This is a genomic window from Hyphomicrobium sp. DMF-1 (assembly GCF_027886585.1).
In the GTDB taxonomy this organism is placed as follows: domain Bacteria; phylum Pseudomonadota; class Alphaproteobacteria; order Rhizobiales; family Hyphomicrobiaceae; genus Hyphomicrobium_C; species Hyphomicrobium_C zavarzinii.
Map to the genome: position 1 here is coordinate 546,296 of NZ_CP115706.1, position 25,410 is coordinate 571,705.

The 25,410-nt window shown below is 62.0% G+C and carries 25 protein-coding genes; 19 read left to right on the forward strand and 6 right to left on the reverse strand.

Translation table 11 applies throughout. From position 1 onward, the window contains the following. Window positions 1-13: 13 nt before the first annotated feature. The 6 genes from ribB (at window position 14) to PE058_RS02445 (ending at window position 5,021) form a co-directional block, all read left to right on the forward strand. Entirely contained in the window at window positions 14-1,195 is a 1,182-nt protein-coding gene (gene ribB / locus PE058_RS02420) for a 3,4-dihydroxy-2-butanone-4-phosphate synthase (protein WP_245257665.1), read from the forward strand. A gap of 36 nt (window positions 1,196-1,231) precedes the next feature. Beyond that, window positions 1,232-1,750 carry a flavin reductase family protein gene (locus PE058_RS02425; RefSeq protein WP_020085965.1) on the forward strand — a complete coding sequence of 173 codons (519 nt, stop codon included), beginning with the start codon at window positions 1,232-1,234 and terminating at the stop codon, window positions 1,748-1,750. Window positions 1,751-1,867: 117 nt separating this feature from the next. Then, the gene (locus PE058_RS02430) at window positions 1,868-2,347 is read left to right on the forward strand and encodes a riboflavin kinase (RefSeq protein ID WP_020085966.1); all 480 of its coding nucleotides are present in this window, start codon (window positions 1,868-1,870) and stop codon (window positions 2,345-2,347) included. A 223-nt stretch (window positions 2,348-2,570) separates the two neighbouring features. Then, on the forward strand, window positions 2,571-3,836 hold the full coding sequence (gene soxC / locus PE058_RS02435; protein ID WP_020085967.1) for a sulfite dehydrogenase: 1,266 nt from the start codon (window positions 2,571-2,573) through the stop codon (window positions 3,834-3,836). Next, a complete protein-coding gene (locus PE058_RS02440; RefSeq protein ID WP_271029745.1) occupies window positions 3,823-4,389 on the forward strand; it encodes a c-type cytochrome in 567 nt (188 codons plus the stop codon). The genes soxC and PE058_RS02440 overlap by 14 nt, the downstream gene beginning before the upstream one ends. A 17-nt stretch (window positions 4,390-4,406) precedes the next feature. Continuing rightward, window positions 4,407-5,021: a GTP cyclohydrolase II gene (locus PE058_RS02445; RefSeq protein ID WP_271029746.1), complete on the forward strand. Its 615-nt coding sequence runs from the start codon at window positions 4,407-4,409 to the stop codon at window positions 5,019-5,021. A gap of 11 nt (window positions 5,022-5,032) precedes the next feature. On the opposite strand, the gene PE058_RS02450 is transcribed toward PE058_RS02445, so the two are convergent. Then, entirely contained in the window at window positions 5,033-5,761 is a 729-nt protein-coding gene (locus PE058_RS02450; protein WP_271029747.1) for a TetR/AcrR family transcriptional regulator, read from the reverse strand. Between the two features lie 230 nt (window positions 5,762-5,991). On the opposite strand from PE058_RS02450, the gene PE058_RS02455 reads away from it, so the two are divergent. From PE058_RS02455 to PE058_RS02465, 3 genes are all read left to right on the forward strand, one after another. Then, window positions 5,992-6,486 (forward strand): MaoC family dehydratase, encoded by a 495-nt coding sequence (locus PE058_RS02455; protein ID WP_271029748.1) that lies wholly within the window; start codon window positions 5,992-5,994, stop codon window positions 6,484-6,486. Beyond that, window positions 6,480-7,718 (forward strand): MFS transporter, encoded by a 1,239-nt coding sequence (locus PE058_RS02460; protein WP_271029749.1) that lies wholly within the window; start codon window positions 6,480-6,482, stop codon window positions 7,716-7,718. The genes PE058_RS02455 and PE058_RS02460 overlap by 7 nt, the downstream gene beginning before the upstream one ends. Before the next feature lie 310 nt (window positions 7,719-8,028). Then, a complete protein-coding gene (locus PE058_RS02465; RefSeq protein WP_020085973.1) occupies window positions 8,029-9,084 on the forward strand; it encodes a hypothetical protein in 1,056 nt (351 codons plus the stop codon). A gap of 79 nt (window positions 9,085-9,163) precedes the next feature. Here the strand turns inward: PE058_RS02465 and PE058_RS02470 are convergent, their stop codons facing one another. Next, window positions 9,164-10,144, reverse strand: a complete 981-nt coding sequence (locus tag PE058_RS02470; protein ID WP_271029750.1) for a GlxA family transcriptional regulator — start codon at window positions 10,142-10,144, stop codon at window positions 9,164-9,166. A 100-nt stretch (window positions 10,145-10,244) separates the two neighbouring features. On the opposite strand from PE058_RS02470, the gene PE058_RS02475 reads away from it, so the two are divergent. Then, entirely contained in the window at window positions 10,245-10,547 is a 303-nt protein-coding gene (locus tag PE058_RS02475) for a putative quinol monooxygenase (RefSeq protein ID WP_020085975.1), read from the forward strand. A 147-nt stretch (window positions 10,548-10,694) separates the two neighbouring features. Here PE058_RS02475 and PE058_RS02480 read toward each other — a convergent pair whose 3' ends face one another. Further along, complete coding sequence (locus tag PE058_RS02480) at window positions 10,695-10,928, reverse strand: hypothetical protein (RefSeq protein ID WP_020085976.1); 234 nt, start codon at window positions 10,926-10,928, stop codon at window positions 10,695-10,697. Between the two features lie 203 nt (window positions 10,929-11,131). On the opposite strand from PE058_RS02480, the gene PE058_RS02485 reads away from it, so the two are divergent. The 4 genes from PE058_RS02485 (at window position 11,132) to PE058_RS02500 (ending at window position 15,662) form a co-directional block, all read left to right on the forward strand. Beyond that, window positions 11,132-12,142 carry a thiamine pyrophosphate-dependent dehydrogenase E1 component subunit alpha gene (locus PE058_RS02485; protein ID WP_271029751.1) on the forward strand — a complete coding sequence of 337 codons (1,011 nt, stop codon included), beginning with the start codon at window positions 11,132-11,134 and terminating at the stop codon, window positions 12,140-12,142. Between the two features lie 14 nt (window positions 12,143-12,156). Further along, window positions 12,157-13,182, forward strand: a complete 1,026-nt coding sequence (locus tag PE058_RS02490) for an alpha-ketoacid dehydrogenase subunit beta (protein ID WP_051113798.1) — start codon at window positions 12,157-12,159, stop codon at window positions 13,180-13,182. A gap of 414 nt (window positions 13,183-13,596) precedes the next feature. Further along, complete coding sequence (locus PE058_RS02495; protein ID WP_040498104.1) at window positions 13,597-14,628, forward strand: putative zinc-binding metallopeptidase; 1,032 nt, start codon at window positions 13,597-13,599, stop codon at window positions 14,626-14,628. Beyond that, a complete protein-coding gene (locus PE058_RS02500) occupies window positions 14,625-15,662 on the forward strand; it encodes a D-alanine--D-alanine ligase family protein (protein WP_020085980.1) in 1,038 nt (345 codons plus the stop codon). Before PE058_RS02495 ends, PE058_RS02500 begins: the two co-directional genes overlap by 4 nt. Before the next feature lie 149 nt (window positions 15,663-15,811). Here PE058_RS02500 and PE058_RS02505 read toward each other — a convergent pair whose 3' ends face one another. The 3 genes from PE058_RS02505 to PE058_RS02515 form a co-directional block, all read right to left on the reverse strand. Continuing rightward, window positions 15,812-17,314, reverse strand: a complete 1,503-nt coding sequence (locus tag PE058_RS02505; RefSeq protein WP_040498105.1) for a L,D-transpeptidase — start codon at window positions 17,312-17,314, stop codon at window positions 15,812-15,814. A gap of 620 nt (window positions 17,315-17,934) precedes the next feature. After that, window positions 17,935-19,284 (reverse strand): sensor histidine kinase, encoded by a 1,350-nt coding sequence (locus PE058_RS02510; RefSeq protein WP_271029752.1) that lies wholly within the window; start codon window positions 19,282-19,284, stop codon window positions 17,935-17,937. A gap of 3 nt (window positions 19,285-19,287) precedes the next feature. Next, window positions 19,288-19,941, reverse strand: a complete 654-nt coding sequence (locus PE058_RS02515) for a response regulator transcription factor (protein ID WP_026868035.1) — start codon at window positions 19,939-19,941, stop codon at window positions 19,288-19,290. Here PE058_RS02515 and PE058_RS02520 point away from each other — a divergent pair. From PE058_RS02520 to PE058_RS02540, 5 genes are read left to right on the forward strand one after another with little or no spacing between them, the layout of a single operon-like run. After that, on the forward strand, window positions 19,940-20,089 hold the full coding sequence (locus PE058_RS02520) for a hypothetical protein (protein ID WP_020085985.1): 150 nt from the start codon (window positions 19,940-19,942) through the stop codon (window positions 20,087-20,089). The two genes, PE058_RS02515 and PE058_RS02520, sit on opposite strands and share 2 nt — an antisense overlap. Window positions 20,090-20,126: 37 nt before the next feature. Then, on the forward strand, window positions 20,127-21,176 hold the full coding sequence (locus PE058_RS02525) for an efflux RND transporter periplasmic adaptor subunit (protein WP_020085986.1): 1,050 nt from the start codon (window positions 20,127-20,129) through the stop codon (window positions 21,174-21,176). A 5-nt stretch (window positions 21,177-21,181) separates the two neighbouring features. Continuing rightward, window positions 21,182-24,343 (forward strand): efflux RND transporter permease subunit, encoded by a 3,162-nt coding sequence (locus PE058_RS02530; RefSeq protein ID WP_271029753.1) that lies wholly within the window; start codon window positions 21,182-21,184, stop codon window positions 24,341-24,343. Continuing rightward, a complete protein-coding gene (locus PE058_RS02535) occupies window positions 24,274-24,627 on the forward strand; it encodes a DUF3240 family protein (protein ID WP_083929164.1) in 354 nt (117 codons plus the stop codon). The genes PE058_RS02530 and PE058_RS02535 overlap by 70 nt, the downstream gene beginning before the upstream one ends. Continuing rightward, window positions 24,624-24,851, forward strand: coding sequence for a hypothetical protein (locus tag PE058_RS02540; RefSeq protein WP_020085989.1), 228 nt, complete (start codon window positions 24,624-24,626; stop codon window positions 24,849-24,851). Before PE058_RS02535 ends, PE058_RS02540 begins: the two co-directional genes overlap by 4 nt. The last annotated feature ends 559 nt before the right edge of the window (window positions 24,852-25,410 follow it).

The window sequence follows — 25,410 nt, forward strand, 5'->3', positions numbered from 1 at the left end:
CGGGAAGCGCGTTATGCAGAAGACGTCCGTAAAACTGAACTCGGAAGGCATCGGTTCTGCTGAGAAGGGTACACCCCTTATGAACTTCATGATCACGCATCCAAACGCTCGCGGCGACGAGATCAGCTCAGCCCAGGAGATCATCGAAGAAGCACGTGCCGGCCGCTGCTTCATACTCGTGGACGACGAGAACCGAGAAAACGAAGGCGACATCGTCATCCCGGCCCAGTTTGCGACGTCGGAAGTCGTGAACTTCATGGCCAAGCATGCGCGCGGCCTCATCTGTCTGGCGCTGACGCCTCAGCGCGTCGCGGAGCTCAAGCTTTCCGCGATGGTTCAGTCTCCCGGTCCCGGTCTGCAGACAGCGTTCACGCTTTCGATCGAGGCCCGTAACGGGGTCACCACGGGAATTTCGGCGGCCGATCGCGCGCGCACCATCGCGGTCGCGATCAACCCCGAGTGTCAGGCGCGCGATATCGTGAGCCCGGGTCACATCTTTCCATTGATTGCGCGTGAGGGCGGTACGCTGGTCCGCGCCGGTCACACCGAAGCAGCGGTTGACGTGGCGCGGATCGCGGGCCTCAACCCCGCGGGTGTCATCTGCGAGGTGATGAACGACGACGGGACGATGGCGCGTTTGCCCGATCTCAAGAAGTTCGCGCGCCAGCATCAGATCAAGCTCGGCACCATCGCGGATCTGATCGCCTATCGCCTGCGCACGGAGCGGCTTATCCAGCATGTGGCCGCTTCGGGCATCCATCATCCCGCGTTTGGAGAATGGCAACTCCACGTCTACCGCGACACCGTCGAGCACGGAGAGCACGTGCTGCTGGTGAAGGGCGATCTCAAGAAGCCCGGACCTACGATGGTGTGTCTGCATCGCCACGATCTCGTGGGCGATGCCATCCTGGGGCGGGATGGCGAAGGCTTGAGCAGCGCGATGCATCGCATTCTCAAGCGTGGCCGGGGGGCGATCGTCATCATCAATGATGGGCGCCCGACGGCACTCTCTCAGCGAATACTCAACGGTAGCCCGCACTCGCGGCCGGGGCCGGAACTGCGTGAGTACGGCGTGGGTGCGCAGATCCTGCGAGATGTCGGCATTCGCGACCTGATCCTGCTGTCCAACCGGGAGCAGACGCTGGTGAGCATCGAGGGCTACGGACTGAACGTCGTGGGACAAGAGCAGATGTGACGATGGGAGCGTCACCTTCCAACGGAGAAACTCTTTATGATTACGAACTTCGTGCGCAACCTCGTCAGCGGTGGCGAGGGCGGGGTTGACGCCGACTCCTTTCGCTCGGTCATGCGCCAACTCGCGGGCTCCGTGACCGTGATCACGACTGAGGGGGAAGGGAAGCTTCACGGGTTCACCGCAACTGCCGTCTGCAGCGTGTGCGCGACCCCTCCCACCATCCTGATCGTCGTCAACAAGTCGACGCGGACGCATCCGCACATCGATCGCAAAGGCTACTTTGGCGTGAACGTTCTGGCCGACAGCCAGAAACATATCGCCGAGCACTTTGCAGGGAAGGGCGAGGATCAGTTCGCGACCGTCGATCACAGCGTGACGAACAGCGGCGTTCCGCTGATCAACGGCGCCTCTGCGCAGATCGAGTGCAAGATCGTCGAAAAGATGAGTGTGGGGACGCATACCATCTTCGTGGGGCGTGTGCTCGGGACGGGAACCGAGGAGACGCCGCCGCTGGTCTATCACGATGCACGCTACGGTCAGGTGGCCCACATCTAGCCCGTGTGCCACGCAACCATCGAAACGGAGTTCGGCCGGCTTACTGCCGGCGCTGAGAGTGTGGCGATGTCAGAACGAAATCAAACGAGACCTGGACACGACGCTCGTGCGGAGGGCATGGCTTGCGCGAACGCGCTGGCCATGCCCGACATGGTACGAGCGCGCCTGCAGCGTGGTGATGTGACCGGCGCAACGCTTCTGCTTGGGCAGCCTTGGGGCATCACCGCAACGGTGGTGCACGGGGACAAGCGAGGACGGGCGCTCGGATTTGCGACGGCAAATCTCGTGCTCAGCCCCGATACTCCTCTCGCGCATGGCGTCTATGCCGTCCGGGCCACGGTGCGGGGAGCGTGTCACGAAGGGGTTGCCTGCTTCGGCACACGGCCGCAGTTCGACGACGGCGCGCCGCGCCTCGAGGTTCATCTGTTCGATTTCGATCACGACATCTACGGGGCGTCGATGAACGTGGCCTTTGTCGCGTTTCAGCGGCCCGAGATGAAATTCGTCAGCGTGGACGCGCTCAAAGAGCAGATGGCAACCGACTGCAGGATGGCTCGCGAGCTTCTTCGCGAGGGCATCGAGGTTGCTGCGTGCTGAGCGCGCCGTTGCCTTCCGGGGCATCGCCAAGCCTTTAGATTCCTCTCCGGCGTCGTGATCCAGGGCTGCTTTCGATCTCATGATCGATTGAACCCCGGGTTGTTTTGCGATAAGTATGTACCGAACGGTACATGAAGAATAGCCAGGAGGGAGCGCGGTGACGCGAGATCGTTTGCAACATGAGCAGGCTGCCGCGGCCGAGCCGTGCCCATGTCAGGAGGGTATGCGTCCGAGTGTGGATCTTGGCCGCCGAAAACTTCTTTTTGCGGGAGCTGCCGCCACGGCGGCAACCGGCCTGATCGGCAGCCGCGCCGCGGCCGATACGAAGGCGCCGCCCGGTGCGGCGCTCTACGATGTTCCCGAGGATTCGACGAAGGTGCCGGGACGCGGCGTGCATGAGGATCATGGCTACGGCACGCGCTCGCAGTTCGAGAAGGAAGTGCGCGTCAAGGCCGACAATCCGAGCGACATCACGTCCTGGACGTTCACGCCGCTGGCATCGACGATCGGCAATCTCACGCCCTCGGGCCTTCACTTCGAGCGCCATCACGGCGGCATTCCGGTCATCGATCCGGATCGGCACGATCTATTCCTGCACGGGCTCGTCGATGTGGCGAAGAAGTTCTCGGTCGCGGAGCTGAAGCGTCTTCCGTCAGTCACGCGCAAATATTTCATCGAATGCTCCGGCAACACGCTGAGCGAGTGGTCGAAACCGAAGGGCAAGAACGTTCAATTCACGCACGGATTGCTCAGCACCTCGGAGTGGACGGGTGTTCCGTTCGCGACGCTCGCGCGCGCCGTTGGCCTCAAGGACAACGCCGCGTGGGTTCTGGCCGAGGGTGCCGATGCCGCCGTCATGACGCGCAGCATCCCGATCGGGAAGATGCTGTCGGATGCGCTCATTGTCTACGGGCAGAACGGAGAGGCATTGCGGCCGGAGCAGGGATATCCGCTCCGCCTCGTTCTTCCCGGCTTCGAGGGCAATACGCATATCAAGTGGCTCAGGCGGTTACAGGTCAGCGACCGTCCGTTCATGACGCGCGAAGAGACTTCCGCGTACACCGACCTCATGAAGGACGGCCGCGCGAAACTCTATACGCTCGCGATGGATGCGAAGTCGGTGATCACCTTCCCGTCCGGGGAGATGATGCTTCCGAAGCCCGGCCAGTACATGATCCAGGGCTTTGCCTGGACGGGACGGGGCCGCGTTCATGCCGTCGACATCTCGCTCGACAAGGGTGCGACGTGGCTGCCCGCCCGCATCGATAATGTTCCCGAGCCGATGTGCACCGTGCGTTTCAGCTTTCCGTGGCACTGGGACGGGAAGCCGGTGGTTCTGCAAAGCCGCTGTACCGATGAAACCGGCTACGTGCAGCCGACCCGCGCAGAGCTCATCCCGCTCAGGGGAGAGAATGCGATCTACCATTACAACGCCATCCAAAGCTGGGCGATCGGCGCCGACGGGAGCGTTTCGAATGTGCATATCTAGGCTCGCCGCGGCCGTCGTTGCCGCTTGTACCCTCGCTTCTCCCGCGCTGGCGCAGGAGCGCAGCCACGAGATCGGTACGCCTGTTTCCGCGGAAGACCTGAAGCCGTTCTTCTCCATTCAGCCGGGAGGGATCGGGCTGCCGGCCGGCTCGGGTACGGTCGCTCATGGGCGCGAGGTCTACAATCAGCGGTGCTTCTACTGTCATGGCGAGAAGCTCGAAGGCAATCGCGATATGGCGGGGCCTCCGCTGGCCGGGGGGCGGGGAACGCTCGCAAGCGAGAAGCCTCTCAAGACTGTCGAAAGCTATTGGCCACAGGCCAGCACGCTGTTCGACTACATCTGGCGCGCCATGCCGTTCGATCAGCCGGGATCGCTGACGGCCGACGAAGTCTATTCCCTCGTCGCCTATATCCTCGCGGAAGGGAAAATCGTGGGCCAGGACGTGCGCATGGATGCGGAGACGCTCTCCAAGGTCGTCATGCCGAACGCCAACGGCTTCTACGACGGATCGGGTCCTGATCTCAGGATCTATCGCGCCGGTGCCGACAAGTAGCGCATCCGTCCCAGCCCATGTCCACGCGGCTCATTCAGGGACCTGCCGTCACCAAGCTTCCGATCGATCATCGGGGACGGCAGGTTCTGCTCGATGCCTATGCCTATCAGGGCAATAACGAGCATGAGCAAATACTGGCGCTCATCCATCGCAGCCCAGAGGCGGACCCGGACGTGGTGCCGATCGTCAGACTCCACTCCGGTTGCGTGACGGGAGATGTGTTCCATTCCCTCCGGTGCGATTGCTATCAGCAGCTTCAACTCGCCCTGGATGCGATCTGTACCGCCCCGCTTGGGGCGATCGTGTACCTCCCCTATCAGGAAGGGCGCGGCATCGGTCTTTACAAGAAGCTCCTGGCGTATGGCCGTCAGGATCGCGGGGCGGATACGATCGAGGCGAATGTCGAGATCGGCGTGCCCGTCGATGCCCGCGATTACGAGTTCGCTGCGTGGGTTTTAAGAGACATCGGATTTCGGACCGTGACGCTGCTTTCCGGAAATCCGCTCAAGAAATCCGCGCTCGTCAAAAACGGAATACAGGTAAATAAGTGTGCGCCTCTCAAAAGCGCATCAAACCGGTACAACGAGCGCTACATTCGCACCAAACGGAAAAGAATGTCTCACGATATCTGAAAATGAAGTCGCTACGGTTTGAAGGGCTTCTTCGGCCGCCCTTCGGCGATTGCCAAGGTCATGTCGGCAAACGTGTCCGCGATCTCGATCGCCGATTGACGCCCGCCGGGCTTCAGCCATAGGAAGCTGTAGAAGTACATGCCGAGCACGCCCTTGATGGCGATGCTCGGGAGATGGCGAAACCGCCCTTTTTTCTCGCCTTCCCGCAGAGTCGCGGCCCAGACGTCCTGGTAGGACTGGTGGAGGTCCGAGACTATTCTGTGGCGCTGTCCCGTCAGGCAGTCCGCCTCGCGGAAACAGACCGTCATTTCGGGAAGATTTGCGAAAATCGTGGTCATCAGCTGCCGGCTCAGAATGTAAATCCGCTTCGCGGGATCCGGCTCCGTTTCGATGGCTTCGCGGCCTTTGATGACCAAATCCTCGATGTATCGCACTACGATACTGAAGAGCAGGTCTTCCTTGCTGCTGATATGATAGTAAAGCGCGCCGCGCCCCAATTTGACGGCATCGCCAATTTCCGCGACGCCGACCGCGCGATAGCCCCGGGTGGCAAACAATTCAGCGGCGATCCGCTTGATGCGCTCGAATTGCTGGGCGCCTGAATTTTTACGACCTTTGTCTCCCCCGACTCCCTCGGTATCGTCCGCCTCTGTGTGTGGACTAGTCGGTACATTCATGATAGTTGGTTCTTTAGCGGCTTGGCCGCGCTTTTTGGGAGTTTTCAGGTCTGAGCGAGACACAGGATGTTCCTTAAGCAGGTGGCCGAGCGCGGTTCGTTCAAACTTCGTAATTGACCATGGACCGTTCGGCAACGTCCGGGAAGCTAGAAACCCCCCGTGAAGATGCAGAGGCGGTACACGACCCCCAACACCAGTCAAGTACATATCCTGAATTTCGGCTGAGTCCGCACGCGTGGTCCAGGCCGACACAAACCGAAAGAACAACACGTACACACTCTGGAGGTTGCGACTTGACGACGACGATCTCATCCGTCTGGGAGCACACAATCAAGGGCAAGCCCGCAGTGGGAGCCGTTGCCCGCCGTTCAAGGCGAACGGAGCGTGCCGACATTTCCCGCTTCTCCGAGATGACCGGTGACTACAATCCTCTTCACTACGATGAAGCGGCGGCCGCTAAATCCGTGTTCGGAAAGATTATTGTGCAAGGTGGCGTTACCTCGGGACTGCTCAACGCCATCGTCGCGGAAGACCTGCCAGGCCCCGGAACGGTGTTTCTCAGCGTAAACTGGCGTTTTTCGCGCGCAGTCGGCGTTGGCGAAGAGATTACGGCGGAGGTCGAGGTCACGGCCGCTCGCGACGACAAGCCCATCTGCGAGCTTGCGACCCGGATCTTCGACGAACAGGGAAACGTGTGCCTCTCGGGTACGGCAACGGTCTATGTCGCGGCGCTGAAGGACATCGCAGCCGCCTCCGCAGCCGATAACAACGGGGCTCGTACGTGCTGACCTCCACCGACACACGGCCCCCGGTACAAGCCGGCAGTCCCTGGCGCGTTCTTGCGATCCTGAGCCTCGCGATCGTGCTCTCGATGACGACGTGGTTTTCGGCAACGGCCATCGTGGGCGAGCTCAAGGCGGTCTGGTCGCTTACCGACGACTCGGCGACCTGGCTCACGAATGCGGTACAGATCGGATTCGTCGCGGGGGCGCTCGGGGCGAGCTTTGTCAATTTGCCGGATCTCGTCGCCGCGCGGACGCTGATGGCGACGTCGGCCGCGATCGCGGCAGGGGCGAACCTCTTGCTTCTTGCGGCACCTAGTGCGGAAGCGGCCATCGCACTGCGCTTTCTGACCGGTGTGGCGCTGGCCGGGATCTATCCACCCGCGCTCAAGCTGATTTCGACGTGGTTCATCAGGGGACGCGGATTGGCGCTCGGCATCGTCATCGGCGCGCTGACGCTGGGATCGGCATTTCCGCACCTTCTTCGCGCCACGACGACGGGACTGCACTGGCAGGTCGTGGTCGTTGGCACGTCGGTGATGACGCTGGTCGGGGCTGCTCTCATGGCGCTCTTCGCCCGTGAAGGCCCGTCCGCGTATCCCAAGGCCACGTTCAACCCGCGTCAGCTCGGAGATGTGCTCCGAAACAAGCCTGTGATGCTCGCAAACATCGGGTACTTCGGGCACATGTGGGAGCTCTATGCGATGTGGGGGTGGTTCCTCGCCTTCATTCACGCGGCTCTCGAACCGCATGGGCTCGGCGCATCGGCGGCGTCGATGACGACGTTTCTCGTGATTGCTTCAGGGTTCATCGGGTGTGTCGTCGGCGGGGTCATGGCCGATCGCATCGGACGCACCGCCACGACCTCCATCATGATGGCTACGTCCGGCACGTGTGCCTTGCTCATCGGCTTCGCGTTCGGCGGGCCGTTGTGGATCCTGCTCGCGATCTCGATCGTGTGGGGCATCAGCGTGATCGGCGATTCCGCGCAGTTTTCCGCGATCGTCACGGAGGTCGGCGATTCCTCTTTCGTCGGAACCAGCCTTGCTCTCCAACTCGGGCTGGGGTTTGCGCTAACCGTCATTGCCATTCGGGCCCTGCCGAGCTTCGCCGACTATCTCGGTGGATGGCAGTGGGCCTTCGTCTTGCTCGTTCCCGGCCCGATCATCGGCACCATCGCGATGCTCGCGCTCCGCCGTTTGCCTCAGGCGGAGAAGATCGCGCAGGGGCGCCGCTAGCTGGCTGCCAGGTTACGGTTTCAAAAAAAATGGCGCATGCGGGCTCTCTGCATGCGCCATTTTTCTTGATCATTGCGCGTCCTTCGCTCAATATGTACCGGTCGATACACAAGTGGTCGATGCGGGCTGGGACCTGCGCACCTGCCGATGGTGACCCGGGAAGACGAAGTACGTGCGTCTTCGCCATCGGCAATCAGCTCAAATCTTCGCGAGAGGTGGATGTCGGCGCATCTGCACCGTCGAGGACACGCGTCTGCATGCGCTCCGAAGATGGGCGCGGCGAATAAAATCATATTGGGAAGGAAACGTAATGTCCGCGGAAGTTGCGCCGTATCGGCCCAAAGAGGCCTTAAGCGGCTTCGTATGGATCTATGCCGCCTCGATCATCTCGTGCTTCTTGGTGAACCTCTGGGTCACCAACTATCCGATCGGGCCTTGGCAAGGCGAGGAGATCGCCAAGTCGTTCTGGCTCGATAACGTAACGTGGCAGATCTTCGCCGCATGGTGGGTCTGTTTCTTTGTCGTCTCCTCGTTCTGGCCCTTCAACTTCATCGAGAGTCCCGTTACGCGCGGCATCGTGGTGGTCGCGGTCTCGTGGTTTTTGGGCTGGTGGAGCGCCAAGCTCATTCACCTCATTGGACCGGGTGGCGACGGCATCTTTCCGCTGGTTGGCACCACGTGGTTCCTGATGGCGTTCTTCTGCTTTGCGGGCGCAAACTTCCTCGTCGCCTCGCTACCTCCAGCGCGCCAGTTCTTCATTCACCTCATCCTGTTCACGGGGCTCACCTATCTCATCACGCATTCGGCCGTGAAATGGGTTCCGGCGTGGTGGTTCCCGTTCCTGCTCGTCGGTCTTGGAACCGGAACCGTGAGCTATCTCGCGCGCGGCTTGCCGCAGCCGGGCAAGGCGGTCGTCATCATGTCGATGCTGTTCTCGACCGCTGCGCTGGTGTTCATGATCTCGGCCGCCGCCGGCTACTGGGATTTCACCAAGTCGCCGATCTCGGCCTTCTGGTCGATGGGTCATTTCACCGATGACAGCTTCTGGCTGCTCTGCTTCATGACGGCGACGTCGATCAACTATGCGTTGCCGATTATCACGCACAACTGGCCCTTCTCGAAGATAGCGATGCCGTGGGGCGGCCTGCTGGCGTGCGTGTTCTATCTCGTGCTCGACGTGATCGTCGCAAGCCTTCTGGTGCGGCTTGTCGGCCCTGTGTTTTCGAGCATGGAAGAGCTGTTGACCTACGCCTACATGGGCGTGAACTGGTCGCTCGTGTTTCCCCTGGTGTTCGGGACGGGTCTCACAACTCCGTATTTGTGGACCGGTCAAAAGACGCCGGGAACTTGGGATGATGTCGCGTGAGTTGTTCCTCCTCTTACGCGACACTCGGATGCCCGGCCTTCTGGCCGGGCATTCTTTTTTTCTCGATGGGGTGCGGATGCTATTTGGACGCGCCGTTTTTACGAAGATCGGCAATGCTGCAACCGAGCTTGCGCCTGAGGAGAAGACGCAATGAAACGCTATCGGCATAACCGACCTCGGCGGCGATTTCATCGACGTTCGTTCTCGTCATCTTGAGGAGGAAGAGTGCGCGCGCCATTCTCGCGTCCTGAAACGCTTCGAGGGGTGATTTTCCGAGCGCGCTCCTGAGCTTTCGTGTGAGGGTGCGCGGGCTCGTGCCGGTGGCGCTTGCGGCTCGAGACAGGGAGAAGCCGGAAGCGAGATTGTCGTGCGCCCAGCTTTCGAAGCGCTCGACGACGGGATCGTGGTTGCGGACCTGATCGGGCATGACGAAAGCGGCGTGGGTCGAGCGCAAATCCTCGATGCTGAGATAGCGGGCTACCGCCGAAGCCAGTGTGCGGCTGCTGCGGCGGATTAAGGACAGGGCGAGGTCGAAGTGCGCCAACGCGGCGCCGGCGGTTATCACCGCGCCTGCATCCAACACCATGCTGTTTTCAACGAGCCTGACGCGCGGATAGCGCGTTCGGAAGCAGTCGGTCAGCCACCAGCTCGTGGTGGCGGGCAGTCCGTCCAGAAGCCGCGCTTCCGCCAGAACGAAGGTGCCCGTGCAGGCGGCGGCGACTGTCGTGCCTATGGTGTGCCATTGGCGGAGCAGGGTTCCGGCTTCGCTTACATCAGGGCGCTTGAGAACGTCGTCGATCGCCTCGCGCGAGGTCGCTCTTATGGCGGGGACGATCGCAACGTCCGGCGGTTCGATGCTCTCTGCCGCCTCGGTCGGTACAATCAAGCCGGCTGCAGTTTTGGCGCTTTCCGCTATGCCGATCCGGCGAACCTGAAGATCGCCTCCCGGGAGAGGCGCTGCGTTCTCGCGGGCCAGATCCCGCGCCAGTTGCAGGGTGTCGTGCAGGGCGGCGAGCCCGGTGTCGAAGACGCCATCGAGAACGAACAGATCAATTCGCATGGCCGTGGACCCATCGAATATGTCCGGTTCCGCAATTCCGCGGGTACGGGGCGAGGCCTATCAATCTCGGGTATTCCCATCTCAGAAAGCTGGAGACACCATGAGCAAGAAAGCAATCTTCGTCCGCCTCGAAGCCAAACCCGGCATGGAGGCTGAACTCAAGTCGTTCCTGGAAAGCGCGTTGCCGTTGGCCGAAAAAGAGTCTTTCACCAAGACTTGGTTCGCTCTTCAATTCGACTCCTCCACGTTCGGCATTTTCGATACGTTCGAGTGTGACCATGGCCGGCTCGAGCACCTCAACGGCCCTATCGCGGCCGCGTTGCTTGCGAATGCGGACAAGCTGCTGGCGGTGGCTCCGAAGATCGAGAAAGTCGACGTTATGGCCGCAAAGGTCACAGCTTGAGTTTTGGCACACCAAAGCCGGCCGGGTTCGCTCCGGCCGGTCTCTTCTCATGTGTACCGATCAGTATACTATGCCCATGGCTCGCGCTCCAGCGGGCAAAAGCGGGGCACTAAGGATCGCTTCGCGAAATCAGCCGCGCGGCTCAATTCAGGACGAAGTCTTGAGAGAGGTCCCCTGCCCGGCGCGCGATGCAAGCTCGTCGGGCGTCAGCGGCCGCACCGCATAGACGCGCTCGCCGGGGGAAGCGTCGGGTCTATTCCGGATGAATGAGATGGCGGCTGCGTCGTCGCTCACCGGCACGTCAAAGAACTGAAGAGGCGTAAGGCTGTCGTAGCAATACTGAGGGCTCACCTGTATCCGCCAGCCGGCAATATTCCTCATGGCCCACCAAACCTTCGATGACTGGGAATGATTTGGGGGCAAGTCCGTACAGAAATCAAACGTCGCAGAAAAAGAATGTAAACGGAGCTTGTCTTTAACGCCCTAACGCAAACGACTTTCCGTCGTTTAATTTGACCTGGGGCAAGTTGGGCTGCTGCTCCGCGTGTACATCCGAAAAAGGTTTTTGTTCCGGATGATATGCAATGCAGCTAACCCGCTCTCAGAGTTTTGTGGCGTGCCAGAAGCCCATTTTCGGGATCGACAAGCAACTCGCCCTCTACCGCAAGATGCTGCTCATCCGGAAGGTCGAGGAAATGCTCGGCAACGCCTCGCTCGCCGCGGAGCTGCCGGGGCCGGTACATCTCTATGTGGGGCAAGAGGCCATCGCGGTGGGCGTCTGCGATCACCTCGCGGAGACAGACTGGATTGCGAGCACGCATCGCGGCCACGGGCATTTTCTCGCCAAGGGGGGCGATACGGCGGCCCTGGTTGCGGAAGTATTCGGCCGCGAAACGGGCATCTGCCGCGGGCGCGGCGGCTCGATGCACGTCGCCGATTTCTCGCGTGGCATCATCGGCGCGAATGGGATCGTGGCGGGCGGCCTCGCGCTTGCCGCAGGCGCGGCGTGGGCCGCGCAACTCGAAGGCACGGGCCGCATCGCGGTCGCGTTCTTCGGTGACGGCGCGGCTAACCAGGGCGTGCTGATGGAGACGCTCAATCTCTCGTCGCTTTGGAAGCTGCCTCTCATCCTCGTGTGCGAGAACAACGGATTCGCCGAGTTCTCGCCGAGTGCGACGGTGACCTCGGGACGGATCGCGGAGCGTGCTGTGCCGTTCGGCGTGGCGCATCGCACGGTGGACGGCAACAATCTCGAAGCGGTGTGGCTCGCGGCGGAAGAGGCGGTGGCTCATGCGCGCGGCGGTGGCGGGCCGATCCTGCTCGAGTTCGAGACCTACCGGCTTCGCGGCCACATGGAGCAGGAGATGGCCTTCCTCAGCAAGACCTACCGTACGAACGCGGAGGTTGAAGAGAGGAGGTCCGCCGACCCGATCCGCCTGTTCCGCGAAGCGCTGATCGTGCATCGTTTTGCGACGGCCGCAGACCTCGACGATCTCGAGGGCGAAGTGCAGGACGAAGTCGTTCGGGCGAAGCAAGCGGCCAAGGCGGCGCCGTGGCCTGATGTGACGGGCGCCAAAGATTTCATGTTTGCGTGAGGGAGAGTTTGCGCATGTCCAGAAGACGCATGGTGCAGGCCATCCAGGAGGCGCTGGCGGAGGAGATGGAGCGGGATGCCCGCGTTCTCGTGTTTGGCGAGGACGTGGAGGCGAGCATGTTCGGCGAGACGGCCGGCCTATCCGAGCGCTTCGGTGCTTCCCGCGTCCGCAATACGCCGATCTCGGAAGCGCTTCTCAGCGGCATGGCAGTGGGGGCTGCGGCCGCGGGATATCGTCCGGTGTGCCATCTGATGTACGGCAATTTCATCTACACGGGCTTCGACGCGATCGCGAACCAGGCGGCGAAGTTTCGCTACATGACCGGCGGTCAGGTCAAGCTTCCGCTCGTGTACATGGGTGTCATCGGCGGCGGGAAAGCGACGGCCGCACAGCATTCGGATTGCATCTATCCGGCGCTCATGAACCTCGGCGGATTGAAGGTCGTGGTGGCGTCGGATCCCGGCGATGCCAAAGGCCTGCTCAAGGCGGCAATCCGCGACGACAATCCCGTCGTGTTCCTGCAGGCTGCGGGGCGCAGCCGCGAACAGTATCCCGTGCCGGATGATGAGGACTATGTGCTGCCACTCGGCCAGGCGGCGGTGAAGCGCGAGGGGCGCGATCTCACGATCGTCGCCATCGGCAGCATGGTGAAGCAGGCGCTGCTGGCGGCTCACGAGCTCGCATCTCAGGGGATCGAGGCCGAGGTCATCGATCCGCGCACCCTGTTTCCGCTCGACGAGGATGCGATCCTGCGCTCTGTCTCGCGGACGGGACGGCTCGTGATCGCAGACGAATCGCACAACACCTGCGGCGCGGCGAGCTATATCTCGGCGATCGCCGGAGAGCGCGCGTTCGCGGCCCTCAAGGCGCCGGTGTGCCGCGTCACGGTGGGGGACGTGGCGATGCCGTTCTCGCCACCGCTCGAGGACGCGCTGCGGCCTGGCAAGGCTGAGATCGTGCGTGCGGCGCTCGGATTGGTCGAGGCGAATGCCGCCTCTCCTCGCCGGCAGGCGATGGCAGGCGGCGAGATGTTGTCCTAGGCGCGTGCGTTGGATCGGCGTGGCGCGAGATCTGCCGGCGCTTCGGTGCGAACGGCGTGGCGGCTCGGTGTGGGCGGCAGGCGGACGCTGTCGTCTGCGGCCGGTCTTCGCCAACTTTCACGCCCAGACCTCGCCGGCCGGCCGGGGCGGAAACCACCGCGTTCTCTCCCGGGCCCGCCCTGGGTTCCCAAGGGCTGCCGGACTCTTTTGACGGCTCGACGAAGACTGTCGCCTCCTGTGAGGCCCCTGCTTGCCGCTCCAACTCGTGAAGCCACATTTAAGCCATTGAAATATAGTGTATTTATTTGGCTCCCCGCATTTTTTTGCGCGGCGGGATGTGTTCGTGGTTTAACGGGTCCAAAGCACCTGCGTTCGGTGATTTCACTGACCGGCCGAGCCACTTTTTGGAGCAGCATGACCACACGAGCGTCGCGCCTAGATCAGATGCCGGACAGCGAGCTGCTGCGCGTGCGGTTTTGCGACCTTCCGCTCCGCCTGAAGGGCTCCGTGATCGAGCAGCGGGCGCAGTCCGTGTTCGACGATCTGACCGCGCGCGGTATCCGCTTCCGCCCGACTCTCTGGATCTCCGAACAGTGGTACAATCCCGACGAGGTCGTTGGATTCGCCGTTCCGTTCTATCTGCTTCACCCGCGACTGATCCGTCTCGAGCGCAAGATGATGCTGGAAGCCGAAGGCGCGTCGTTGAATGAAGCCCTGAGCATCGTGCGGCATGAAACCGGACATGCCGTCGACGAGGCCTTTCAGCTTCGCAAGATGCGCGAGTACCGCAAGGTGTTCGGTTCGCCGCATCGGGCCTATCCGACGGACTATGTGGCGGACTCGGACAGCCGCGATTTCGTCCAGCATCTCAATGCCTGGTATGCGCAATCGCATCCGGTCGAGGATTTTGCCGAGACATTCGCCGTGTGGCTTCGTTCCAAGAACGGCTGGCGGCGGAAATATCGCGATTGGCCGGCCTATGAAAAATTGATGGCGGTCGACACCTGGATGCGCGATCTGCGCGATGTCGAGCCCCAGATCAAGCCGAAGCGGATTGCAAACGAGCTGCGGGATTCGACGCGAACGCTCGGCGAGCACTACGAGGAAAAGCGCGAGTTCTACGCGATCGACGCCGAAGACGAGTTCGACGGCTCGCTGCTGCGGATTTTCGAGCCGAGCAATGGAACAGCAAGCCGCTCGCGCGGGAACATGTCGGCCGCGGCGTTGCTTGCGGAGTACAGGACACGTCTCAGGCGGCGCACGGCCAAGCCGCTCGGGGTGCCCGCCTACGTCGTCGATCAGGTCTTGCGGCAGCTCGTGCAGCGCGCCCGCATCCTGAAGCTCAGACAAGCACGCCCCAAGGCGGAAACGGTCAGCAAGGTGTCGCGCCTCGTTTCCCGTGCGACTGTCTCAATCATCCGGAACAGCCCAAGACTGCCGCTATGACAAGGTTAAAGAAGAAGCTCACGGTTATCCTTCTGGCGGACGAGCGATTGCTGCCGACGGGAGACCTGACTGAGCTCAGCGGCAAGGAGCGGATGCTCCGGAAGACCGAATACGACGTCAAGAACGCCATCGAGGCGCTGGGTCATACGCTCGTTCCGGTCGGTATCTCGAACAATCTCTCGACGATCACCGATGCGCTCGAAGCCCACAAGCCGGACATCGTCTTCAACCTGGCCGAGGAGTTCAATCACATTGGACACTTCGATCAGCACGTCGTCAGCTTCCTGGAGATGCTTCGTCAGCCTTATACCGGCTGCAATCCCCGCGGGCTCACGATTGCCCGTGACAAGGCTTTGACCAAGAAGATCCTCGCTTACGACGGGATGAAGGTGCCGGAGTTCGCCATCTTCCCGATGAAGCGCAACACAAAGCGCCCCAGCACCTTGGGCTTTCCGCTGTTCGTCAAATCGCTGACCGAAGAGGGATCGATCGGGATCTCGGGCGCATCGATCGTGCGCGACGACGTCAAACTGATGGAGCGGGTGGATTTCATACATCGCACCGCGTCGTCGGCGGCGCTGGCCGAGGAATACATCGAAGGCCGGGAAATCTATGTCAGCATGATGGGCAACGAGCGCGTCACCGTGCTGCCGCCTTGGGAGTTCTTCGTTGAGAACAGGCCCGCGGGATCTCCCTTGATCGCGACGGGCCGGGGCAAATGGGATCCGGATTATCAGGATCAGGCCGGCGTGATGACAGGGCCGGCCGAGATCAGCGAGAAGCTTGCTGCAAAACTGCAGAAGCTGTCACGCGACATCTATCGGCTGCTTGGCCTCAGTGGCTATGCGCGGCTGGACTTCCGCGTCACGGACAACGAGGAAGCTTATCTTCTGGAAGCCAATCCCAATCCGCAGATCGCCTCGGACGAGGATTTCGCAAGCGCGGCCGAAGCCGCAGGCATCGAATATCCGGAGCTGATCGAGCGGCTCATCCGGTTTGGAATGAACTACGATCCTGAGCGCATGACCCTCTGACGCGCGCTGGGAATGCGATGGATCGGTGGTCGCCGGTTGCCGCTAGGCGTATCCCGCCCTGCCCCTGAAGCGCAGCCCCGCATAGATCCACCTGGACCGTTCGGGCTCGCTTTGCGACGCTAACGTGAGCAAGGGCGAAGGCGCCGCCCCTACCAGAACCATTGCGATTGCACCTGTTTGGTGCGGGTGCGCCGACGGTTGTTGTCAGGCGGGGGCGGGCTCGGCTGATCGAAGAAGCTGAAGAAGCCGCCGCCTTCCCAGGGCTTGTAAGCCGGAGGAGCGGGCGGCGTCGGCCGGCGCGTCTTGAAGCCTCCCTGTGGCTGATTGCTCAACACCGCAACGAACTCGGTGCGATAGTTGGTTTCTTTGCTCAATGGCTCGTCGGAGACGATGATCGAGGATCGCGGCAGCGCGGTCGGCGCGATGCGCTCGAGCACGTCGCTCGGGATGTTGATGCGGTCGAGCGCGTTCTTGGCGTCGTCACCGGTGTCGATCGAGACCGCGCTCCAACGCAGACCCGGTCCGTCGGACGCCATCGCCGTGAACACATGCGTTCCGATGGGCATGTCGGCATCGCGGATCGTGACTGGTGCCTCGATGGTGGTGTCGAAGACCTCGCCGCCGTCCGGCCACGCCTTGCGCGTGTTCCGCCGCACATAGAGCTTTTGCGTCGCGCGGCTGATGTAGATCGAGACCGGCTCGAGCGCGAGCTTTGCCTCGGCCGCTGCTTTGGCGGCCTCGGGCTTCTTGGCGGCGGCCTCCTTGGCGGCCTCTTGTGCGCGGGCCGCGGCATCGGACTTCAGCGTCGCGTCGGCTTTCGCCGTTTCGAGTTTCGCTGTCGCTTCCGCGACCTTAGTTGCAGCCTTCAGCCTCTGTTCCTCGGCACCCGCCCTGGCCTGATCGGCTTTTGCGGTGGCGAGAGCCTTTTCGGCGCGCGCAAGCGCGGCGTCGGCCGCGGACTTGAGGCCTTCGAGTTTGCGAAGTGCCGCCTTGGACGATGCCGCCTCGCGTGCCGCTTTCGCGGCGGATTTCTTGGAAACTTCGGCGGCTTTTGCTGCCTCGTCGGCTTCCCGCGCCAGTTTTTCGGCGCGCTCAGGAGCCGCCGCGACGGCGTCGGCGTTCGGAACCAGCAGCGCTGGATGAGAAAATGCCGCGGGCGTTGCGTCGTACGGGGAAATAATCACGCGCATCCCGATGCGCGTCGTGTCGAACAGCTTCTCCGCAAAGCCGAATGGCAACCGCACGCAACCGTGCGAGGCGGCATAGCCCGGAAGCGGGCCGCCGTGCATCGCGATCCCATTCCAGGTGAGACGCTGCATGTGCGGCATATGGGCGTCGTCGTAGAGGTTCGAGCGGTGATCCGCATTCTTCTGGAGAACGGCAAACACGCCGGCCGGCGTTTCGCGTCCCTTCGTGCCGGTCGAAACCGGCGCCTTCAGGATCCAGCCGTCCGCGTCATAGAATGTGATCTGCTGGGACTTGATCGACACGATCGCCATGATCGGCTCGCCGGCATCGCGCGGCGCTGCCTCCTCTGCAGCGCGGGGGGGACGGTTGGCGCTGGCGGCGTCGCTCAGTACAGTCATAGCGGCAATGGCCGCCAGTGCTGAAATTGCCGGAAGCAGTAGATACCGACTGGATTTTTGAGTCATCGTCAACCAACTCAACACGCAATGCTCCCCCTTTTGATGCCAGCCTTGCACGGCACGAATCAAGTTTGGCGGAGCAAAATTAAGGCTGGCTTAGCGGACGACCGATTTTGATGTGCTCTTTAGGACACGCAGTTCCTCGCCTTGGACGCGCCGTCCGGGGCTTGTTTGCGGAAACCCTGGCATCAACGCCGCGCTTCGTGCGGGGCAAGACGCTTTCCGGTGTCACCTTAGCGCCGCGGTCCCGGCTTTACGGCGGGCGCCGCGTCGCTCGACAACAGCGGTTTGCCCGGCTAGCTGGCCACGGGTCTCTCCCTGACTAATAGCAAGAGCTGGGATCTGGAAGCGTCACTGCTGTTTGCTCTCGAGAGAGGGGGCAAGTGGATGCTGGTGGTGGCAAGCTCGGCGGCACCCTCACGCCGGTTCGGCGAGACGAACGCTGAGGCGCAGTACGAGCGGACCGCGCATAACGCGACCTTCATCGAACAGACCCTGGCTCTGATCTCTGCCATCACTGACAGCCCTTGCCGGAGAAGCTCACCACGAACGGTGAGCAGGGATCGCCGGCAACTCGTCATCGAAGCCTCAGCTTCAGACGCTTCTTCTGCTCTGCGCCGCAGGCTTTAGGCAGAAGGCAATCGGATTGAAACACGCAAGCCATTGAGAGGCGACGTGTCGAGCTGAATTTCGCCATTATAGAGCACCACGAGATCGCGTACGATAGCAAGGCCGAGTCCCGAGCCAGCTGCTTGCGTATCCCAGCGTTCTCCGACGTTAAAGACGACTTCGTGCGCCTCAGGAGGCAAGCCTGGGCCGTCATCATCAACTAAGATTTCAACTGATCCGCTTTTGGTTTCGTTTGCCGCGATGCGCACGCGAGAGTGGGCAAATTTTCCGGCATTGTCGATAATATTGCCAAGAATTTCTTGAAGATCCTGAGCTTCGCACGCAGCGCGAATAGCGGGGGGCACGTCGACATCGAAGTGCAATTGTTTATGCGCGTAGATGCGCGACAGAGCCGCTATCACATCGGATACAACGCTCGCGACTTCTGACGATGCTCCCGGGGACAGGCGGTTCGCGACAACGCGAGCGCGAGTTGTCTGGTGATTTATCTGAGCTTCCATCTTTCGGCACTGAGCGAGGATAGTGTCCGCGCTTGCTCCGCAGCCGCAAGATTTGAGCCGATAGGCTTCATCTGTCAAAATTGCCAACGGTGTCCTGAGCCCGTGCGCGATGTTTCCGGCCTGCGTTCTAGCCCTTTGCACCAACTCTGTTGTCGACGCGAACATGTAATTGAGATTGTCGACAAGTGGCTGCACCTCGGATGGATAGTTTCCGGGCAAGCACTTCAGATTTGCCGACCGCATCTTTAGTAGCGCAACATTCAGCTGTCCGAGCGGGCGCATTGCATAAAGGATCAAGAGTGCGGCGGCTGCAGCCATCGCCACTCCCAAGGCCGTCAATGACCACGACAGCGTGTCATTGAAACTGGTCACAACGCTTTCGAGATGGCGTTTGTCCGTGCCAATGATGAATTGGACAGGCGGCTCACCGGGATTCTTCCACTCGAGGCTCTCCGCCACAAGCAACTCGCCAGTTGGGCCTTTAATGTGATGTGTGTGGACACCGACATCGGAGCGCCCGTCGGGCGGGGTGGTGAGCGGGGCCGCCTTCATGGAGGGAGAGCGCGCCAGCACCTTGCCTTTCTGCTGGATCTCCCAATAGTAACCCGAGTTCTCGACATCGTAGCGCGGGTCGCTCAGCGGAGCACGCAGAACCGTTTGGCCGTTCTCTGTATGCGCGAGACGCTTTAGCTCCGAAAGGTGCACGAACAGCTCGTCGTAGAACTGCTGCGTCACGTGGGTCCGGAAGACGTTCGAGAGGATCAACCACGCAAGCACCATGCCGAACGCGATCCACGCGGTGGCGGCAACGATGAGCCGATTTTTGAGGCTGGCAGGTTCCTTCATCACCTAGTCCATTCGGTAACCAAGGCCGCGGATCGTCTTGATCAGATCGGCCCCGAACTTGCGGCGCAGACGGCTCACGTAAACTTCTATCGTGTTCGACTCGCGGCTCTCGCCGAGGCTGTACAGGTGCTCGGTAAGCTCTGCCTGGGAGACAACGCGACCTATTCGATGCATGAAGTAGTTCAGCATGCGCAGCTCCTTGGCCGTGAGTTCGATCGGCTGTCCGTCGAGCAGGGCCATTCCTGCACCGGTATCGAGCGTGATTCCCCTGTGCGTGAGCGTGGCGCTCGCCAGACCCGCGGAACGCCTTATGAGAGCATTGAGACGCGCGGCCACCTCGGGGATGTGGAACGGCTTGGTGATGTAATCGTCGGCGCCAGCGTTGAGGCCATCCACTTTCTCAGGCCAGGAGCCGCGTGCCGTCAGGACGAGGACCGGCATCTTGTGGCCGCCGGCGCGCCATTTGCGCAGAACATCGAGCCCCGACATCTGCGGAAGTCCGAGATCCAAAACAACGGCATCATACGTCTCTTCCGTTCCCATGATGTAGCCGTCGGCGCCGTTGTCGGCTCGTTCGACGGCAAATCCCGCCGAATCCAGCCCTTCTGCGAGGCGTTTGGCTATTTCCGGGTCATCCTCGATGAGGAGAATGCGAATGGCGCACTCCTTTGGCGATCTCTATCGCGAGGTTGATAGCACAGCCCTCCTGAACTGGCGCTTAAAAGACCGGTCGTTCAGCCAGCCCGCAGCTTCGGTTCAGGCCGATTTCAGCTTGGCACAGCACATCCTGGGTCAGGAATTGTAGTCGGATCGGGGAGTTCGAAATGCGCAGGACTTTGATAATGGCAGCGGCCATCTCGCTCCATTCCGCGGGCGTTGCCGTGAGCGCATCCTTGCCCGCACCAGCCCGCGATCTTGCCGTCTCGCCGACCCAGATCGAGCGCATGGCAATTGAAATCGAGCCTGCGACACCGACCGCCGAGCAGGTTGTAGCGCTGCTGCCGGGAACAGTCATCCCGGCGCTCAATGCCCGGATCGTCGCAGCCGCGCCTTTTGGCGGCACGGTCGCGCAGCTCCACGTGCTGCCGGGCGAGCGCGTCAGCAAGGGCCAGGATCTGGCCACAGTATCCAGCCGCGAATTGCTGGAAGCGGCTTCGAACCTCGCTCAGGCGGAAGCGGAGCTTCAAGCCGCCGAAGCCGTTGCTCGCCGACGGCGGGATCTTGCCGAGAAGAACATCCAGAGTCCCACGATGGCCGAAGAGGCCGAGGCACAGGTCACCAAGATCAAGGCCGTCATCGAGCAGCACAAGCGAATGCTGGTTCTCGGCGGCATCAGCAGCACGAGCCCAGGCCAGTATACCATCAAGGCACCGGAAGCAGGGCGCGTCGTTGAGGCCAGCGTCACGCCCGGCGACAAGATCGAAGCCATGGCTCCCGCGGTCACGATCGATACGAGTGATGAGCTATGGATCGAGGCGCAGCTGCCCGCCAACCTCGTGAGCCGTATCGCGCCTGGGGACCGCATCAAGGTCATGGACGGCCCGGAAGGCAAAGTTGTTTCGGTGGGCGGGTCGCTCGACAAGCTGACGCGCTCGACCAAGCTGATCGCGAGCGTCCCTTCCGAGAGCGGTCTTCTGCCGGGGCAGATGGTGACTCTCAGCATCGTCCAGAAAGCCGTGACGGGCGCGCTCTCGGTTCCCGCAAGCGCGGTGGCTCGTATCAACGGGGTTGAAGGCGTGTTCGTCCGCAACGACACGGGCTTCACGCTCGTGCCGGTCGAGGTCGCAGGGCGCTCACCCGCGGCGGCAACGGTGCTCGGCAACCTGCCCAAGGGCGCCGCGGTCGCAGCGAGCGGCCTGCCGCAGCTCGAGCAGATGCTGGGGGCGGAATAGCCCACATGCTCGACCGCCTGATCAGTTTTTCTCTGACGCAACGCGTCTTCATCCTGCTGTCTGCGGTTGCTGCGGCCGTGGCCGGGGCGTGGGCCTTTCGCACAATTCCGATCGACGCCTTTCCCAATATCTCGCCTGTTCAGGTCAAGATGATCCTCAAGGCACCCGGCATGACGCCGGAAGAGGTCGAGACGCGCGTCATCACCCCAATCGAGATGGAGCTGCTCGGCATCCCGAAGCAGACCATCCTTCGTTCGGCGGCCAAATACGCCATCGCCGACATCACGCTCGACTTCGAGGACGGCACCGACATCTATTGGGCGCGTCAGCAGGTCGCCGAGCGTCTCAACGGCGTGCGAGATCAATTGCCGTCGAACATTTCGGGCGGCCTCGCCCCGGTGTCGACGCCGCTCTCCGACGTCTTCATGTTCACCATCGATGGCGGCAACCTCTCGCTGGAAGAGCGGCGCAGCCTGCTCGACTGGACCATTCGCCCGGCGCTGCGCACCCTTCCGGGCGTCGCGGACGTGAACGCGCTCGGCGGTATGGTCCGCACGTTCGAGGTCATCCCTGACGCAAAAGCGCTCGCAGGGGCCCGCCTCGGCGTCGAAGATATCCTGAAAGCCATCGACGAGGCCAACCGCAACGACGGCGCGGGGCGGCTGAGCGAGGGAGAGAAGGCTCTCGTCGTGCGTGCTGCCGGCGCTATTCAGAGGCCACAGGATCTCGAGCAGATCGTTCTCAAGACCGAAGGTGAGTATGTCTTGCGCCTCGGTGATGTTGCGAACATCGGAATTGGAAGCCTCACCCGCTATGGCGCGGTAACCATGGACGGGCAAGCCGAGGCAGTTCAGGGGCTGGTGCTTTCTCTACGGGGAGCCGATGCAAGCGCAATCGTGGCAGCTGTAAGGGCGCGCCTCGACGAGTTGAAGCCGAGCCTGCCGGAAGGCGTGAAAATCAACGTCTTCTACGACCGCTCGGACCTGATCGAAAAGGCCGTCGGCACAGTGGGCAAGGCACTCATCGAGGCGACAGTGCTCGTCGTCGTGCTGCTGCTCCTCTTCCTCGGCAACCTGCGGGCCGCCATCGTCGTGGCTTTGACGCTGCCGTTCGCCGCTCTCGCCACCTTCGTCATGATGAAGGCTTTCGGCATGTCCGCGAACCTCATGTCGCTCGGCGGACTGGCGATTGCCATCGGACTCATTGTCGATGCGGCCGTCGTTGTCGTCGAGAACACGGTCGAGCGGCTCCACCACGAGGGGGACAGCGACATTCCTCTCCTCCACAAAGTTTACCGCGCGGCGGGCGAGGTGGCGATGCCGGTGGCCTCGGGAATACTTATCATCTGCCTCGTGTTTCTGCCTCTGCTGTCACTTCAGGGCCTCGAAGGCAAGCTGTTCGCCCCGGTCGCGCTTACCATCATCTTCGCGCTCGGCGCCTCGCTCATTCTTTCGCTCACGCTCATTCCGGTGCTGTCCTCTTACCTGCTTCGCGGCGGCAGTCACGGCGAGCCGCTGCTGATGCGCATTCTCGCGCGTGGCTACAGAACACTCCTCAAGGGATGCCTGGCCTTTCCGATCGCCGCATATCTTGTGGCCGCAGCCGGGATCGTCGCAGTGGTCTTTGCCTACGGCGCCGTCGGCAAATCGTTCATGCCCACCATGGACGAAGGCTCCGTGATCATGCAGATCACCAAGCTGCCCTCCATCAATCTCAAGGCCAGCATCGAGGGCGATCTTCGCATCCAGAGGCTCTTGAAGGAGAAGGTGCCGGAGGTCGAGCGCATCGTCGCGCGCGTCGGATCGGACGAGCTGGGTCTCGACCCCATGGGTCTCAACGAGACGGATACTTTCCTCGTCCTGAAGCCCAAAGATCAATGGCGCGTACCGAACAAGGAGTGGCTGATTGAGCAATTGCGCCAATCCATGGCCGATATGCCGGGCGTCGAGTTCGCGTTCACGCAGCCGATTGAGATGCGCACCGCCGAAATGCTGACGGGTGCGCGGGGCGATCTTGCCATCAAGATCTTCGGCCCCGACCTCGCGACGCTTTCCGGCCTCGCCGGCAAGATCCAGGGCGCGCTTCAGAGCGTCACCGGCGCATCCGAGGTCTCGACCGTCGCCAACGACAACGTCGAGTACCTTCAAATCGATCTCGACCGTCTTGCTGCAGGCCGAACGGGTCTCGCTGTCACGCGCGTCGAGGACGAACTCCGGGCGATGCTCGAAGGGGCGCCTGCCGGTCTCGTCTCGGAGCCCGGCCGGCGCACGGAGATCGTTGTTCGCGGTGCCGAGGATATCCGCGATAATCCTCAGGCCTTCACATCGACCCAGATCGCAGCAGGCGACGGCGGCGTGGTGCGCGCGGGCGACATCGCAAAACTCGAGCGCGTGAGCGGGCCAGTCAAGATCGAGCGAGAGAATGCCTCCCGTTTCGCCATCGTGCAGGCATACGTGACGGGGCGGGATCTCGTCGGCTTTGTCGAGGACGCCCAGCGTGCCGTAGCCGAGAAGGTGGAACTGCCGCCGGGCTACCGCCTCGTATGGGGTGGCCAGTTCGAAAATCAGCGCCGCGCTGCTACCCGGCTTTCGGTCGTCGTGCCCATCGCGCTGCTGCTCATCTTCGGCGTTCTGTTCGCGACGCTGCGTTCGATGCGTCAATCCCTGCTCATTCTCGCCAACGTGCCCTTCGCGTTGGTGGGCGGCGTGCTCTCACTCTGGATCTCTGGCGAGTATCTGTCGGTGCCGGCCTCTGTCGGCTTCATCGCGCTGCTCGGCATCGCTGTGCTCAACGGGCTCGTCCTCGTCACCCACTTCAACCAGCTGGCCGCAAGCGGCATGCCCATTGGGCAAGTCGTGTTCGATGGTGCCGTCCGGCGTCTACGTCCGGTGATGATGACTGCAAGCATCGCCGCGTTCGGCCTCGTGCCGCTCCTGTTCGCCACAGGGCCCGGGTCGGAGATCCAGCGGCCGCTCGCGATCGTCGTAATCGGCGGTCTCGTCACCTCGACCGCTCTCACCCTGCTGCTTCTGCCCATTCTCTTCCGCCGCTTCGGGTTGAGTGGCGACAGGGACAGCAAAGAAATCCGGAGTCCCCAATGGATCAATCCCTTTGCAAGCTCACGCTCGTCTACCCGATCAGCGCCGCAAATGACCTCATCGAGCTGATTATGTCTTCAAAGCCTGCAGTCGGTGGTTTCACGACCTTCAAAGCGGAGGGCCACGGCTTCGATTTCTCGCGCGCCAGCATCAGCGAGCGGGTGCGCGGCCGCGTCGAGCGAGGCGTGCTCGTGGCGGTGATGCCGCGACGGAACGCGTCCCTCCTGCTCGAATCCGTCCGCAAGGCGCTGCCGGTACCGCACATGGCCTACTGGATCGAGCCTGTCATCGAGGTCGGCCGTCTGGTGGAGGGCAGCGAGTCGCAGTCCGGGCCGTCGGGAGCGGCACCATGATCGTATCCGCCAGCGCGTACCCTCTCACGGCACTGATCCTGCCGCTGCTCACCTCGGGAGCCGCATGGGCGATTGCCGTTTGGGCCCTGAAGCAGGGCGGCGCACGGATCGATTTCCTTCGGAAAATGAAGCCGCCGACAGGTGCAGGCGGGTATCCGCCGCGTGCAACGCCGCCCGAACGCATACGCACTGACAACACGAAGGAAAGAGAGGACCAGTCATGAGACAATTCGTGTTTGCTACCCTCGCGGGCGCGCTGATCGCCTTCGGAGGCCCGGCCTCGGCCCATGAGATCCCGTGGAGCAATGGGGCCGCGCGCATCACGGGCTTTGGCCACTGCGCGAAGGGGGCGTGCCAGCGGCGCGCGTCATTCGAGAGCAGTGTTCCGCACCGCCATGTTGGGAAAGGCAAATGCGCGGGGTTAGGCGCAGGGGGATACGCTTTTGGCAGCAAGTTTGCCTGCTAGCAGCCGCCTTCCACTCTGCTCGCCAATTCCAATCTGCGCAGCGGTATCGAGACGCCACCGAGCACTCGGCACCGGTCGCCAGGTTGACCGCATTCCGAACAGCCTATTGGTGGTATGCTGTCGGCCCAAAGGTCGAATGGCGCGCCCGAAAGTACGGCGATGGCGATGATGATTCAGATGGTTATTTCGCCAACTCCGGTCATCCTCGAGCCTATGTTTTCATAGGTTTTCGCGACGGATTCCCAAACTCGTTTGATCTGGTTTCAGCTTGGACGATGTCGCATATGCCGAGTTTGCGGACGGTCAGTCGATGGCGA